Origin of the sequence: Cecembia calidifontis (assembly GCF_004216715.1) — a bacterium.
GTDB classification, from domain to species: Bacteria; Bacteroidota; Bacteroidia; order Cytophagales; family Cyclobacteriaceae; genus Cecembia_A; species Cecembia_A calidifontis.
Map to the genome: position 1 here is coordinate 2,783,940 of NZ_SGXG01000001.1, position 15,423 is coordinate 2,799,362.

The 15,423-nt window shown below is 39.4% G+C and carries 11 protein-coding genes; 4 read left to right on the forward strand and 7 right to left on the reverse strand.

Annotation, left to right across the window (positions count from 1 at the left end; translation table 11 throughout):
- Positions 1-39 precede the first annotated feature (39 nt).
- The 6 genes from BC751_RS12085 to fmt all read right to left on the reverse strand — a co-directional run bounded on the left by BC751_RS12085 (position 40) and on the right by fmt (position 6,370).
- Positions 40-1,305 (reverse strand): competence/damage-inducible protein A, encoded by a 1,266-nt coding sequence (locus BC751_RS12085; protein ID WP_130275759.1) that lies wholly within the window; start codon positions 1,303-1,305, stop codon positions 40-42.
- A 45-nt stretch (positions 1,306-1,350) separates the two neighbouring features.
- On the reverse strand, positions 1,351-2,136 hold the full coding sequence (locus BC751_RS12090; RefSeq protein ID WP_130275760.1) for an SDR family oxidoreductase: 786 nt from the start codon (positions 2,134-2,136) through the stop codon (positions 1,351-1,353).
- Positions 2,133-2,639 (reverse strand): dihydrofolate reductase, encoded by a 507-nt coding sequence (locus BC751_RS12095; protein WP_130275761.1) that lies wholly within the window; start codon positions 2,637-2,639, stop codon positions 2,133-2,135. The genes BC751_RS12090 and BC751_RS12095 overlap by 4 nt, the downstream gene beginning before the upstream one ends.
- A gap of 117 nt (positions 2,640-2,756) precedes the next feature.
- Positions 2,757-3,674 carry a DUF4412 domain-containing protein gene (locus BC751_RS12100; protein WP_130275762.1) on the reverse strand — a complete coding sequence of 306 codons (918 nt, stop codon included), beginning with the start codon at positions 3,672-3,674 and terminating at the stop codon, positions 2,757-2,759.
- Between the two features lie 279 nt (positions 3,675-3,953).
- Positions 3,954-5,261, reverse strand: coding sequence for an IS1380 family transposase (locus BC751_RS12105; protein WP_130273823.1), 1,308 nt, complete (start codon positions 5,259-5,261; stop codon positions 3,954-3,956).
- 182 nt (positions 5,262-5,443) lie between these two features.
- Positions 5,444-6,370 carry a methionyl-tRNA formyltransferase gene (gene fmt, locus BC751_RS12110; RefSeq protein WP_207226878.1) on the reverse strand — a complete coding sequence of 309 codons (927 nt, stop codon included), beginning with the start codon at positions 6,368-6,370 and terminating at the stop codon, positions 5,444-5,446.
- Positions 6,371-6,594: 224 nt separating this feature from the next.
- Between fmt and BC751_RS12115 the strand changes: the two genes are divergently transcribed.
- The 4 genes from BC751_RS12115 (at position 6,595) to BC751_RS12130 (ending at position 12,847) form a co-directional block, all read left to right on the forward strand.
- Positions 6,595-6,960 (forward strand): hypothetical protein, encoded by a 366-nt coding sequence (locus BC751_RS12115; protein ID WP_130275763.1) that lies wholly within the window; start codon positions 6,595-6,597, stop codon positions 6,958-6,960.
- 89 nt (positions 6,961-7,049) lie between these two features.
- On the forward strand, positions 7,050-8,228 hold the full coding sequence (locus BC751_RS12120) for an efflux RND transporter periplasmic adaptor subunit (protein WP_130275764.1): 1,179 nt from the start codon (positions 7,050-7,052) through the stop codon (positions 8,226-8,228).
- Between the two features lie 12 nt (positions 8,229-8,240).
- Positions 8,241-11,387, forward strand: a complete 3,147-nt coding sequence (locus tag BC751_RS12125) for an efflux RND transporter permease subunit (protein WP_130275765.1) — start codon at positions 8,241-8,243, stop codon at positions 11,385-11,387.
- Between the two features lie 5 nt (positions 11,388-11,392).
- Positions 11,393-12,847 (forward strand): efflux transporter outer membrane subunit, encoded by a 1,455-nt coding sequence (locus BC751_RS12130; protein WP_130275766.1) that lies wholly within the window; start codon positions 11,393-11,395, stop codon positions 12,845-12,847.
- Between the two features lie 309 nt (positions 12,848-13,156).
- Here BC751_RS12130 and BC751_RS12135 read toward each other — a convergent pair whose 3' ends face one another.
- Positions 13,157-15,328 (reverse strand): S9 family peptidase, encoded by a 2,172-nt coding sequence (locus BC751_RS12135; protein ID WP_130275767.1) that lies wholly within the window; start codon positions 15,326-15,328, stop codon positions 13,157-13,159.
- Positions 15,329-15,423: the final 95 nt, after the last annotated feature.

A 15,423-nucleotide genomic window follows, 5' to 3' on the forward strand; every position in this document is an offset into this window, starting at 1 on the left:
ATTTTATTTTAACCAATGCAAAATTGCATTGAAAAATTTTTATTCTGTTTTGTCTTCAATGCATAGTCTGAGTAGGTTCAGGACAGCTACTGCAGTCAGCTGAATATTGAGCATCCTGTCCTGAGTGAGTTGGAGTTTTTTGGTAAGGGTCCTGTTTTCCATGGCACAGGCAATCCAAACTGTTCCAACAGGTTTTTCTTCTGTCCCTCCACTTGGCCCGGCTACACCGCTACTGGCCAGGCCAAAGTCAGCATTAAAGATTTTCCTAACATTCTCAGACATCTGGATTACGGTTTCTTCACTTACTGCCCCATATTCCTTTAAAACAAAATTTTCTACGCCAAGGATTTTGTTTTTGAATTCGTTGTGATAGGGGATGATAGCACCTTGAAAATAATCGCTGCTTCCGGGAACAGTCGTCACCAAATGAGCAATATATCCTCCTGAGCAGCTCTCTGCAAAAGCCACTTTCTGATTTTTCAGTTTAAGAAGTCTCCCAATCGCCTCTTCCAAAGTTTCTTGGTTATAGCCATAGATGTATTTGTCTATCAGGGGAAGTAACTTTTCAATTTCTTTTTCTACATCATCCTCCAATTCTTCGATGGTATTGCCAAATGCGGTTAACCGCAGTCTGACCTGTCCCAAAGAAGGTAGATAGGCCAATTTGATGTGCGCAGGCAGATTTGCCTCCCAGTCTTTGATTAAATCTGCCAGCCAGCTTTCACCTATTCCTACGGTTTTTACCACTTTATGGTAAATATGCGGTAGTGGAAAAATTTCTTTTATTCTAGGGATAACATGATCAGTCATGAGTTTCTTCATCTCATGAGGTACTCCCGGCATAGACATCCATACTTTTCCATTTTCATAGAACCACATACCCGGTGCAGTTCCCAATTCATTGGGGATATAGGTGCATTTTGTGGGCAAATGGGCCTGAAGCCTATTGAGGGGTGTCAGTTCCCTTCCTCTTCTTTCAAAAAAGGTCCTTACCGCTTCTAAAGCCTCTGGGACCAACTCTATCCCGCAATTGAAATATTCTGCAAGCAGAGGTTTGGTCAGGTCATCATTGGTAGGGCCAAGTCCACCTGTCATCAAAATAATATCCGCTCTTTTTTCTGCACTTTCAAAAGCAGAAAGAATTGATTCCCTGTTATCTCCCACCGTAGTTCTACGGACCACTCTGACTCCGATTTTGTCCAATTCCTGGCTTATCCAGTGGCTATTGGTGTCGATGATTTGACCATAAAGCAATTCATCGCCAATGGCCAAAATTTCTGCTTTTACCTCTTTATAATTACTCATAATCTGATGGACCTGGGTTTGAACTTACCTTGACATGAATTGGTACTATCTGACTTTTGCTTTTCTAAGGATTTTGGAAAATATTCCAGGGAAAAACCTTTTGAGGTATACCGCATATTTTTCTTTTCCTCCAACCAACACCTCTTCTTTTTGTTTTTCAATAGCCTTGATGATTTCTTTTGCACATTGTTCCGGTGACATTCCCTTGTCCTGTGCCTCATCCATTTGATTTAAGGGGGTACCATCCCCGGTGAGGGCATTGATAGAGACATGGGTACGGATAAAGCCGGGGCAAACTATGGTGACATAAATATTATCCTTATAATGTTCGGCCCTTAGCGAGTCAAAAAATCCATGCAGGGCATGCTTAGATGCGGCATATGCTGACCTGTAAGGAGTACCAAATTTGCCTACCAAGCTGCTTATGGCTACAAAATGTCCGCTTTTATTCTTCATGAAGTGAGGCAAAAGTTCTTTTGTAAGGCCTATTGTTCCAAAAAAATTGACCTCCATAATCTTTCTGTCCACTGCCAAGGATGTTTCTGCTGCCAGTGAACGCTGGCTGATTCCGCCATTGTTGATCAGTACATCAATTTTTCCAAATGCTTCAATAGCTTCTTTGGTCTTTATAGCAAAGCTATCTGGGGCATTCAAGTCCAAGGGAAGGACATAAATGTTTTTTGGATTATTGGCCTTTTCTTTTATTTGTTCGAGGGCAGCTTGATTCCTTGCCGAAATGATGGTTTTATGACCTAAGCTGTCATATGCATTTACCAATGCTTCTCCGATTCCCGAAGAAGCTCCTGTGATCCAAATTGTTTTTTGGTTCATTTATCTGCTCTGTTTCTTTTATAAACCACAAAATCAAAACTATATTGATTGTTTTGATCTTTTTCATAATGTTCTGAAGATACCATTTGCCAGACTTTCGGATCAATCTTAGGGAAAAACGCATCCCCTTCCGGATAAGCCTCAACTTGGGTGACTAAAAGTTCATCAGCAAATTTCATGGCCTGCTTATAAATATCAGCGCCTCCAATGATAAATACCTGCGAAAGATGTCTTCCTATACAGATCTGAATGGCTTCTTCCAAAGAGTGGGCTACGACATGACCTTCTGGTAAAGAAAAATTTTTGTTTCTGGTGATTACTACGGAAGTCCGGTTAGGTAAAGGACGGCCTACTGATTCATAGGTTTTCCTTCCCATGATTATATGATGCCCCGTCGTTAATTTTTTGAATAATTTCAAATCGGTAGAAAGTTTCCAAACCAATTGGTTGTCTTTCCCTATGACATCATTTTTAGCCTTTGCTACTATAATTGAGATTTTCAAGGTGATTGAAGTTTACGGCCCAAGATACCAAGGTTTGACCGAGGATGAAAGGGTATTTTTTTAAAAAATGAGCCCTAAATAAAACATTAAACTTTAGGGTAGGGAGACAAGGATGATTTATTGACTGCTGGCAAATACATTTTGATACTCGGCCATTAAGAAACGCTGAGTATAGTTTTCATTCAATTCGGTGATTGTCATCTGCATTTCACTCTTGTCTATTTTGCTTTTATAATCCAGTTCAAGCATGCTGCCCTGGGGAAGTTGACTGAATTGTTTTGAATTATTGTTTTTCATTCTAGCAGCAATAACCGGGTTGCTTTCTCCCCAAAAACCTGATTTTCTTCCTATGGTCTTTTCCGTAATCCAGAAACTGCTTATTCCATCTTCATCCTCAGCATGATATTCATCACATTCATACCCTAGGATGGTTTTACTTCTAACTGTTTTTACAAGTTTAAAAGCATCTTCATTATTCAAATCAGCGTTACTTTTTTCTATGCCTTCAGTCATTTTTTCAAAATCATAAGCATAGGCTATTCTGCTTTTTTGACCATCATTGTCAAAAAGGATTATGGATGCATTTCTTTCGAAATCGTAAATGATTACCGAAGTACCCTCTTTTTTTTCCTTTTCCTTGAGTTCTACTTCCATACCCATGACCAATTCGGATTCAGAATAAAAAGATTTAAAGACCATGGGATCGATGGCTTTGCCCATTTCATCCTGACCGGTGATTAGCATATTGGAAAAACCGGTAAACTCATACTTATCTGCTACCGGTACATCAGCGTGAATTCCGCTAAGGATTTTCTCTATGTCTATTCCCGGAAGACCTTCTGGCCCATAAATTCCACTAAAGACTTTTTCGAGCTGTCTTTGTGCAATTTTTTCTGCTTCTGCTTCCACTCTTTTTTCAACCGCCTTATTTACACCTCTTTCGGCAGCTCTTTTTACCCTGTCTAATATTTGGGCTTGTGATGAGAAGGAAAATGATACAAAAAGTAAAATGAGAAAAAGGATTTGGTATTTCATGGTTAAAATGTTGTTTTGATACAATTTAACCAAAATTGAATTAATCCCTAAAATCCGCAGGATTTTAGTTTGGAGATTTGAATCTGCTTGTTTGTGTTCATTTTTGGTCTAGTTCGGGAATTTCTTCCCTTTGATTGAAGAGTGTTCATAGTTTTGAGACAATGGATTTTAGGTTTGAGGATAAAATGGACGGTTTTTTTCCTCAATTTTAATGGAAAAGGCATACCTCTTCCCTGTAAATCTTTATTTTTTGAGCTCCTGAGGGGTTTTTATCTGAATTTAGTTCAAAATCGGCTTGTAATCCTTACTCGTGAACAGTTTGAGCACTTCTCTTCTTCCCGTTCTTATCCACTTGGCTGAAACAGTGATAAATCTGAAGATAAACTTCTTGAGCCTGTCGGTAGGCTTAAGCCAATCAACTTTTCTGGAATACTCTCCAATGATATAGGTGTAAAAATTGGCATACATAGCCGTCATAAGCATAAAGGAGGTATTCTCTGCAAGGAACGAACAGGGCAACTTAGACCAGCCAAAGTCATTGTTGAGTACATCAAACAAGCGTTCGCTTGCACCCCGGGCGTTATAAAACCTTACAACAGCTTCATTGGACGATGTATGTTCATTGGTCAGAATAGCCCTGTAAGTAAATGCATCTCCACTAAACACATCTGCCTGCCCGTCTTTACGCCTGATTCTGGTAATGACCAGCCTGTAAGACCTGTCTTTACCGAAAGGTTTGTAGTCGGATAGGTCAGTAACTTCCATTTCCTGTACACCCAAACGTATTTTCTGCCACTTCTCAGGGGCTATACTTCCAAGGATATTATCCAGTTTGGCACATCTGTTTGCCCGTATATAAAAGCTTTCGGTATGTGCTTCCAGTGTGCGGAGAACTTCTTCCTGATAGGATGCTGAATCGGCTCTGAACCTTCCGATACGGATATTTTCATTGGTAAGCTGCCCAAACATGCGTGTAAGTGTATCAGCCTGCAAATATTTGGCCTGACTGTTGCCATTTCTGCCCTCTACGTACACAGGAATGGCCTGTGAAAATTCAGGATGTGCTATGGAAGCTACACCTGGCTGATATCCATAGACGTGTTTATATGTCTTTTTTGAATCGTACTTTTCAGTTGGAATGACGGTGTTGTCATAATCGAGGTCGTAAGCAACACCTGACTTGAGTAATCCGGTCTTACAAGCTGATTTTAACAACAAGCTGTTGAGTTTTCCATTGATATTAAATTCATGGCTTACTCCACTGGACGGATTTATAAAGAGTTCTGTATCAACAGCAAGCTCTTTGATACCTCTCAGAATTGTATCGGCACTGCATACTGAAAATGAAGGGACCTGTTCAAGTGCGTCTCTCAAGTGAACATTGATATCTTCAGTACAGTCGCCACCATTAAAGAAAATAGCCATATGATTGGCGAAAATGTCACTGTATGAAAACCCTCCCCTTAAGGCTCTAACCCCCAATTGATTATCAATGAGTTCTGGGAGACCAGAATTTTTGAAAGAGTTAAAAACAAAATTAAAACCTCCGAAAGGTGTGATTTTTTCTGTCGAATTCGTAATTTTCATACCGCTTATCAAGGATGTGTGGTAACACCTAAATAAGTGAAAAAAAAACGAGCCGGAAAAGCCTGAATTGAATAAATTCAGCCACTTTTTCGGCTTTTTTTAAATCCGCCCTGCGGATTTAAGGTAATCTCCTAATAAATAGGGGATTGTAGTACTGAAAAATCCAATTGATTGCTTTTCTTTTACAATTTATAACCTCTTAGAAATTCCTCAATATTTAACCTTTTTTTGCCTTCCAGCTGCAATTCTAAAATGGACAAACTCCCTTGCCCTGTTTGGAAAGTAAGATGGGTTTTGCCATCAGAGTGAAATTCTCCTGGAGCAAGTCCTATAATATTTTTTGGATTTGCTTGGGTTTTAAAAATTTTACAATTCTTATTGTCCAAGGTAGTCCAGGCTGCTGGGTAGGGTGAAAGCCCTCTTACCAGATTATGTATCTCCCATGCAGGTTTTGTCCAGTCGATTTCACAAGTTTCTTTGAAAATTTTAGGAGCATGATGTTTGGCCAGCTGCTCATCTTGCGGAATTGTCTGAATATTACCAGATGCGATTCCTTCAATGGTTTTAAGAACCAGCTTTGCACCTTTTATCATCAACCTCTCATAAAGGCTACCCACATTGTCTTCTTCATGGATGGGTTCTTTTTCCTGAAAAATTATACTTCCGGTGTCAATCTCATGTTTTAGGAAGAAAGTAGTGATTCCTGTTTCTTTTTCACCATTGATAATGGCCCAGTTGATGGGGGCAGCACCCCTGTAATTAGGAAGTAATGATGCATGGAGGTTGAAAGTCCCCAATGGAGGCATGTTCCAAACTATTTCCGGTAACATTCGGAAAGCTACAACCACTTGTACATCAGCTTTAAAATTTTTCAATTCCTCTAAAAACTCCGGTGATTTAAGATTGGTAGGTTGAAGAACTGGTATATTATGTTTCAGGGCACATTCTTTGACAGGTGATGGAATTAATTTTTGGCCTCTTCCTTTAGGTTTGTCGGGAGCAGTAATAACCGCCACCACATTCCAGCCGTTTTCCAACAATATTTCCAATGAAGGCACAGCAAATTCAGGTGTGCCCATGAAAATAATTCTCATTTCTTCTTTCTTCATGATTTCAAACTTTATGACATATCTCAGGCAAAAATGAGATAAAATTATCCAATTCAGACTGATTTTATCCGATTTTCAAAAATCTTCAATACGATTAAACTTTTTCTATTCTAATGGTTGTTTACTCCTCTTAGAAACAATACAAAATATCCGGATCTGTATTAAAAAAAAATCATTGATATAAAAAGTAATTGCGGATTTGATATTTTAACTAATTTTGCGCCATGATAAGAAATGTGCAGTATAGGCTCAACACGTTAATAAGGGTTTTCGCCTTTGTTATGGCGCTGTTTTTTGTTGTGCTTGCTGTATATGACAGACTGGAAGAGGAGGAAAAAATTGAATATTTTGGTGAGTTTGTAGATGAGACAGAATTTGATTACGTAGATTTTCCCACATCCATATCCCGACCTACTGGAAATAAAAGCACGAAAGTGCAGAGAATGGAATTGATCAAAGTTTTCGATCAAATCCAGACTTTTTTAAGATTAGATTCCATCATTCAGCCAAAGGTTAAGCTGGCTGAAAGCGTAATCATTTACATACCTATTTTAATTTTTGAGCACATTATCTCCACCAATGCGCCCTAGTTTTTTGTTTTCAACATCATTTTGCTTCTAATTAACAATACCCAGGTAATCTTTTAAGGGATTATTCATTTCTCATTATTACATAAACAATGACATCAAAAGTTTCAAAAGTAACTTTTGGGGATTTCCATTATTGGCTCCCAAAAGTACTCACAGCTATTGCTATCATAGCTGTATCGAGTTTTATTTCCTGTAGTTCGGGAAATGGTAAAAATCAGAATCAACTTTTAATTGAAGTGCCAATTGTGGAGCTTAAGCCCATGAGTATTACTGTTCCGAAAACATACGTATGTGATATTCAGGCAGTACAATTTGTAGAGGTTAGGGCAAAAGTTGAGGGTTTTGTGAATAGGATTTATGTGGATGAAGGCCAGTTTGTCAAAAAAGACCAAACACTTTTTCAATTAAGTTCCAATGAGTTTAATGAAATGGTCAATTCTGCCAATGCTAAATTAAGACAGGCCCAGGCTGAGGCCAAGGCAGCGTCACTTGAAGTAGAAAGACTTAAAATATTGGTAGATAAAAACATCATTTCCCCCTCAGAACTGGAATTGGCAAGGTCAAAACGGGCAGTTGCAGAATCTGCTATTGCTGAAGCTGAGGCCATGTTGAAAAATGCAAAAATTGGACTTTCATACACCACCGTCAAAGCTCCTTTTGATGGTTTTGTGGATAGGATACCTTTCAAAACTGGAAGTTTGGTAACCGCAGGTGATTTACTTACCAATATTACAGATATCTCTGAAATTTTTGCCTACTACAAAGTGACCGAAAATGAGTACCTTCAATATATGCGTACAAGATTGGAAAATGAAGGTGTTCTGGATCAGGAAGTATCCTTAATACTTTCTAATGGAGAGGTTTATGAGCATAAGGGAAAACTGGAGACCATGGAAGCTGACTTTGAAAGGGGTACTGGATCCATTGCTTTTAGAGTTAGATTTCCGAACCCGGATCAGCTTCTCAAGCATGGGGCAACGGGTAAAGTGCAAATGGAAGAGGAACTAAAAGACATATTTCTTATTCCCCAAAAGTCCACCTTTGAAATTCAAGATTATACCTATGTGTATATTTTAGATAAAGACAATAAGGTAAAAGTGCGTAGCTTCAAGCCTTTGCAGCGTTTTGGTCTTTTCTATGTTTCTGATAGCTTCGAACAAGGAGACAGGATAGTCTATGAAGGCATTCAACAGGTTAAAGATGGAATCCAGATTGCCCCTGAATTAAAGCCGGAAAAGGATGTCTATGATACTTTAGTGAAATCTTAATATTTGACAGAGATGCTTAAAATATTTATTAAGAGACCGGTTCTTTCCACGGTAATATCAATTTTGATCACCTTGGTTGGACTTCTTTCTTTGTTTAGACTTCCTATTACCCAGTTTCCGGAAATAGTTCCCCCTTCAGTTACTGTCACAGCGAAATATACTGGTGCAAATGCCGAGGTTTTGGCCAAAGCTGTTGCCACTCCATTGGAAAGGGCCATTAATGGAGTGCCGGGCATGCAGTATATGACATCCGTAAATACGAATGATGGAGTAACTTTGATCAATATTGTATTTAAGGTCGGTACTGATCCGGATGTTGCTGCAGTTAACGTTCAAAACAGGGTGGCAACGGTATTGGATGAATTGCCTGAAGAGGTAATCAGGGCAGGTGTACAAACCGAGAAAGAGGTTAATAGTATGTTGATGTACTTAAACCTAATGACATCGGATACTACTCAGGATGAAAAATTTGTCTACAATTTTGCAGACATAAATATTCTCCCGGAGTTGAAAAGAATTGATGGGGTTGGTTTTGCCCAGATTATGGGATTCAAAGATTACGCAATGAGGATTTGGTTGAAGCCAGACCGATTGGTTGCCTACAATTTATCCCCGCAGGATGTGACAAATGCCATCAGGGCTCAAAATGTGGAAGCTGCTCCCGGCAAATCAGGCATCAGCTCTGACAGGGATCCCCAAGCTTTGCAATATGTGTTAAAATACACAGGGAAGTTTACACAAGAGGAAGATTATGAAAACATTACCTTAAAAGCACTTCCTGATGGCTCTTTATTGAAATTAAAGGATGTTGCCGATATAGTTTTTGATGCTCAGGAATATAGCATGGTTTCAATGACGGACGGAAGACCTTCCGCCTCCATTATGATCAAGCAGAGGCCCGGATCCAATGCAAGGGAAGTAATCCAGAACATCAAAAACAAAATGGATGAATTACAAGGTGAGTCGTTCCCTCCGGGGATGGAATACAACGTTTCTTATGATGTTTCCAGGTTTTTAGATGCGTCAATATGGAATGTAGTAAAAACTCTAATTGAAGCATTTATTTTGGTTTCAGTTGTGATTTTTATTTTTCTACAAGACTTCAGGTCGACTTTGATACCGGCCATAGCAGTACCTGTTTCCTTAATAGGAACATTCTTCTTTATGCAGGTTTTTGGATTTTCAATTAATATGCTTACCCTTTTTGCTTTGGTTTTGGCAATAGGTATAGTGGTAGATGATGCGATAGTAGTGGTTGAGGCAGTGCATGTCAAAATGCACAAATATGGAATGAATGCCATGGATGCTACCATAGCTGCAATGAAGGAAATAGGTGGGGCGATTGTTGCGATTACCTTGGTGATGACAGCGGTATTTGTTCCCGTAAGCTTTCTTTCAGGTCCAGTGGGCATTTTTTATAGGCAATTTTCACTTACTCTTGCTATAGCCATTGTTATCTCAGGCATCAATGCACTTACCCTTTCACCTGCTTTATCGGCTTTATTGTTAAAGCCTACAGACGTCAAACATGATCCATCCAAAGGAATAATGCAAAAGTTTTTTTATCATTTTAATAAGAAATTTGATGCATTAACCTCTAGATATGGGGCTATTCTTAGAATTATTGCCAATAGAAAAGTCATAACATTTGGAGCATTAGGTCTTTTCTTTTTCCTCACTTATGGAGTATTGTCCGTTTTACCTACTGGTTTTATTCCAAATGAAGACCAGAGTATGATCTACGTGAATGTCACCACCCCTCCAGGTGCCACTGTAGAACGTACCTCAGAAATCATGGACCAAGTACAAGCCAATTTGTTGCCATTAGGTGAGGTGGAGACCATTTCTACATTAGCCGGTTACAGCCTTATGACTGAAACAGCAGGGGCTTCTTATGGGATGGGGATGATCAATTTGGTGGACTGGGGAAGCAGGAATAAAAATGTCAATGAATTAATCAAAGAATATGAGGAGAGGACTTCTCATATTAAAGGTGCAAAAATCCAATTTTTTTCACCTCCCGCTTTGCCTGGTTTTGGAAACGCGTCTGGTTTTGAGTTGCGTTTACAGGATAGATCAAGTTCGGGATTGGATAATATGGGTAGAATAACCCAGGAATTTGTTGAAGCTCTCAACCAGAGACCAGAACTCAAGGGGGTCGAGACAAATTTTGAGCCAAATTTCCCTCAATATATTTTGAATGTGGACCATGATAAAGCCGCAAAATTGGGAGTGTCTGTGGAATCAGCTATGGAAACACTTCAAAGTTATATTGGAAGTTTTTATGCTTCTAATTTTATAAGGTACGGTTTGATGTATAAAGTCATGATTCAAGCATCTCCTGAATACAGAACTTCTCCCGAGTCTATTTTATCCATGTATGCTAAAAATGATCGCGGACAAATGGTACCTTATTCCAATTTTGTGAATTTGGAGAGGGTTTATGGCCCGGAGCAACTCACCAGATACAACATGTACACTTCTGCATTGATTACGGGCGATGCAGCAGAGGGTTTTTCTTCTGGCGATGCCATTAGGGCAGTGGAGGAAGTTGCAGTTAAAATTCTTCCAAGAGGCTTTGATATTGACTGGTCAGGAATTACAAGGGAGCAAATAGCTGCTGGTAATCAGGCTCTTTATGTGTTTGCTATCTGTGTGGTATTTGTATACCTCCTTCTTTCAGCACAGTATGAAAGTTACATTTTGCCTTTGGCTGTATTGTTTTCTCTTCCCGCTGGTATTTTTGGATCTTTTCTTTTTTTGAAAATAACAGGCTTGGAAAATAATATTTATGCCCAGGTATCCCTGGTTATGTTAATCGGATTACTTGGTAAGAATGCTATATTAATTATTGAAATAGCCAGACAAAATAGGATGCGAGGCCTTAGTATTTTGCGGAGTGCCATCTATGGTGGTGTGGAAAGGTTAAGGCCTATTTTGATGACCTCATTTGCTTTTATCGCCGGATTGATTCCTTTGACCATAGCTTCTGGAGCAGGGGCCATTGGTAACAGGACTATTGGGACAGCCGCAGCCGGAGGTATGCTTATCGGTACATTAGTCGGTGTATTTCTGATACCTGGTCTTTATGTGGTATTTGAAACCATGGCCACTAAATTCAAGAAAAAAGAAACCTCAGAAATTTCTGTAAAGGCATGAGCATCATGAATTGGAATACAAGAACAGTTGCATTTGTGGGCCTAATGACATTAAGTATTTTGGTATTTGGATGTCAGGCCACCAAGATCCAAGAAGATATTAATTATGGTCAAACTCCAAAGGTTTATTTTGATGAAAATAAAAATGGGGATTCTACCATAGCCGTTCTGCAATGGGAAGAATTCTTCCAAGATCCTGCACTGAAGGATTTAATTGCAGTTGCCTTGACCAACAATCAAGAAAACCTGAAAACACTTGAGAGAATCAAACTTGCAGGGGCGGAATTCAAAATGGCAAGGGTAGGAATGCTCCCTGAAATCAATGGATTTGCAGGTGCATATAGGCAAAGATTTGGAGAGTATACCATGGATGGGGTAGGAAATGCGGATTCGAACCTTTCACCTTCTGTACCAGAAGACAAGAAAATTCCCGATCCATATAGGGACTTCATAATAGGTGCTCAATTCAATTGGGAGTTGGATATCTGGGGAAAGTATAAGAACCGCAAAAAAGCAGCGGCAGCCAGGTATTTGGCTTCCCAGGAGATGGCCAATCTTGTAAAAACTTTACTTATCTCTGAAGTAGCGCAGTCTTATTACATTTTGGTGGGCCTGGATGAAGAATTGAGGGTTTTGGAAGAAAATATCAGATTACAGGAGTTGGCGGTAAATCTTACCAAAGACCTAAAAACTGCAGGAAAAGAGAATCAATTGGCCGTGGATCAGTTTGAAGCTTTGATGCTAAACTCTAAAGCATTGTTAGTGGAAAAACAGAGGCAATTACGTTCTGAAGAGCTAAGGTTGACCGGTCTTTTGGGTGTTTATCAATTTGACCACCAAAGACTTGGACTGGACCGGGTTTTTGACAGGCCAGAATTGGTTCAAATCGGATTACCTTCAGATCTACTGCTATTGAGGCCAGATATTAGATCTGCCGAACAGGAATTGTTGGCGAGTAAAGCGGATATTTCTGTAGCAAGAGCAGCCTATTTCCCTTCATTTAACCTTTTTGGGATGGCTGGTTTTAATGCCTTTGATTTCAGCAGGCTATTCTTAAATCCGGCATCCAGCGTATACCAATTTGGAGCAGGCCTTGTCGCACCTGTATTTAACAGGAATCAGATTAGAGCAAACTTTGAAGCAGCCAATTCCCGTCAGAGGATTGCATGGTATGATTATGAGCAAACAGTCCTTAGGAGTTATTTGGAAGTTCTTGACTTGGTTAATGAATTCCAAACCTATGATGAGCAGCTTCAGGTCAAAACCTATGAGGTGGAGGTGCAGAAAAGATCTGTTGAAAATTCCAACACGATGTTTATGGTGGGATATGCCAATTACCTCGAGGTAATCAATGCCCAAAGCAGAGCACTTCAGTCCCAGATTGAGTTGATAGAATTAAAAGTGAAACAATTGCAGTCCAATGTAAAACTTTACCGTGCTTTGGGCGGCGGTTGGAATTAAGAAGAAAAAAAACAAAAAGCCCCCAAATATTGGGGGCTTTTTAGTCTCTAGGATAACCCTTATTTGAACTTAAACACTTATTTAGAGAAACTCTAAAAGTATTTCAAGTTTAGGCATATTTTGACATCGGAAAAATACCTAACGTTAGGTATTTTTTTTAGCGTTATAACGAAATAAATCAATTTAATGCCAAAATAAGTCAATTATAATCAATTAAGGTTTTAATAATTTTCTAAATCTTGACTAAAGTCAAGTTTAGTTTTAGTGTGTTTTTGCCATATTCTATTTTTCCCAAACCATGGTTTTTACTTACTGAATGCCTCTTGGATGGTTTACATATCTTTCAAAGAATTCAATTATTCTAGCCAAACGGTCTATCCTTCTATGGACTGCACCTGATCTTGACAGTTCATGTCCTTCTCCGGGATAGCGAACATATTCTACAGGTTTGCCCAGAATTTTTAAACTTTTGTATAGCAATTCTGACTGCCTTACACCTGTTCTTAAATCCACATCTCCATGTTTGATCAATAATGGAGTCTGAATATTTTGGACATAAGTTTGCGGACTGTTGTAATCCAAAATTTCTTTGACACCTTCTTCCCAAGGATAGCCAAAATGGTTAGGGACCAATCTCCAAGCATTGCCCTCTCCCATAAAGAATGTAAGTTCATATACCCCTCTTTGTGCAAAGGCCGCTTTGAATCTATGATCATGGCTTACTATCCAAGCAGTCAAGTATCCGGCGTAAGAGCCTCCTGTCAAAAACAATTGGTCTTTATCAATCCAGGCGAATTGATTACTTGCTGCATCCAAAGACCCGGGTACATCTGCAGCGGGACCATCGCCCCAGTTTCTGAAGTTGCCTTTTTGAAAGGCTTTGCCATATCCTCCACTTCCTCTCGGATTGGCATATACCACCCCGTAACCTTTGGCAGCCATGATTTGGAATTCATGCCACATACTGGGTTCCCCTGGTCCCCACATGGCGGAAGGTCCGCCGTGCATATTCAAAATTGTAGGGTATTTTACTCCTTCCTGTCTTTCTGTAGGAGGCATTACCCAATAATCTACAACCAATCCATCTGCTGTTTTTAATTGATGGGCACTTGGTTTGGAAAGTTTTTTTCCGGCAAGCCATCCCTCATTGAATCGGGTTAATTGGATGGGGTTTCTGTTGTTTAAATCGGCAGAGTATATTTCAGAAGGATTTTCGATTTTAGTTAAGGCATAGGCAATATGTTTTCCCCTTGTATCAAAACCATTGACCCCCACTGGTCCTGAAATGATCGCTTCAATTTTTCCGGTATTGATTTGGGCGCTCCAAAGACTAAATCCTCCCTGGTTTGCCCCGGTAAACAGTATATACTGACTGTCCTCTGTCCATTTTGGACTGGTAACTGCTCTGTCCAGACTTTCGGTAATCCACTTAAAACCAGTTCCGTCGGGTTTAATGATGCCGATCATTGACATATTATAGGAAGGTTCTTCCATATTTTGTCCACCTAAGGCAATCCATTTTCCATCGGGAGAAAATACAGGGTTACCCACCCGGTGATTTTCCAAAGCAAAGAATACCTCGGCTGATTTGTTTTTGAGGTTGATTTTCCAAATCTCTGTATGGTTTGTCAGGTCGGGGTGTTCTGTGTTTTTAAGCGATGATGCGAGTAAATAGGTGCCATCAGGTGACCATGTTGCACCAAAGTAACTTTGGAATCCATCTGTAATCCTTTCTGTTTTTCCAGTTTCTAGATCAAGAATATTCAAATGGGAAAAGAAAAGGTCGGGACTCAGGTCTGTCTCTCCCAAGAAATTTAACCTATCAATAACTCTCGGATCATTTTTACTGGCATTTTTGGCTAGGAATGCCCTTAACTCTTCAAGATTTCCATCTGGATTGGGTTTAATTTCTTCTTTAGCCATCCCTTCCTGTATGGCTTTGTAATTGGGTTCATCACCATAACTTCTACCTGGCCTTTGCATCTTCCAGTCAGGAGAGCCACTTAAAGACCACATAGGGATGGTGGTGCTGAAAAGGATTTTTTTTCCATCTGGCGACCAAACCGGATTGGAAACATTGAACTTTTCGGAAGTCATGACCTGGCTTTCCCCCCCGTCTAAAGGGAGGATCCATAATTGTGATTTTCCATCTTTGGGCCTTAAAAAGGCAATTTTTTTGCCATCCGGGGACAACTCAAAAGATGAAACATTATACTCCGATGAAGTCAAAGGCTTCCCCGGATGCTTACCATCGATTGGGGTCACCCAGAGTTGTGACTTGTACTGATATTCATTTTCATTTTTAACTTCAATGAAATTTTTGACGAAAAGTACATCTTTTCCATTAGGGGAAATGGTATGAGAGGAGGTACTCACTATTTTTACGATGTCACTGATGTTAATCAGGTCATCCCTTTGTGCCTGTACAATTGGTGTGCAGAACACAAAAAGAATCAGCATAATTTTTAACTTTTGCTTCATGATTAATTTTTGTTTATTGTGGGTGGAATTGATTTGATGATGATTGGTTATTGCGCAATAAGGTTTAAATTAAATCATTAAAATTGAAATCTACA

Bases quoted from the DNA above. Each gene is read 5' to 3' on its own strand.
- BC751_RS12085 (WP_130275759.1), bottom strand. From the start codon at position 1,305: ATGAGTAATTATAAAGAGGTAAAAGCAGAAATTTTGGCCATTGGCGAT.
- BC751_RS12090 (WP_130275760.1), bottom strand. From the start codon at position 2,136: ATGAACCAAAAAACAATTTGGATCACAGGAGCTTCTTCGGGAATCGGA.
- BC751_RS12100 (WP_130275762.1), bottom strand. From the start codon at position 3,674: ATGAAATACCAAATCCTTTTTCTCATTTTACTTTTTGTATCATTTTCC.
- BC751_RS12105 (WP_130273823.1), bottom strand. From the start codon at position 5,261: ATGAAAATTACGAATTCGACAGAAAAAATCACACCTTTCGGAGGTTTT.
- fmt (WP_207226878.1), bottom strand. From the start codon at position 6,370: ATGAAGAAAGAAGAAATGAGAATTATTTTCATGGGCACACCTGAATTT.
- BC751_RS12115 (WP_130275763.1), top strand. From the start codon at position 6,595: ATGATAAGAAATGTGCAGTATAGGCTCAACACGTTAATAAGGGTTTTC.
- BC751_RS12120 (WP_130275764.1), top strand. From the start codon at position 7,050: ATGACATCAAAAGTTTCAAAAGTAACTTTTGGGGATTTCCATTATTGG.
- BC751_RS12125 (WP_130275765.1), top strand. From the start codon at position 8,241: ATGCTTAAAATATTTATTAAGAGACCGGTTCTTTCCACGGTAATATCA.
- BC751_RS12130 (WP_130275766.1), top strand. From the start codon at position 11,393: ATGAATTGGAATACAAGAACAGTTGCATTTGTGGGCCTAATGACATTA.
- BC751_RS12135 (WP_130275767.1), bottom strand. From the start codon at position 15,328: ATGAAGCAAAAGTTAAAAATTATGCTGATTCTTTTTGTGTTCTGCACA.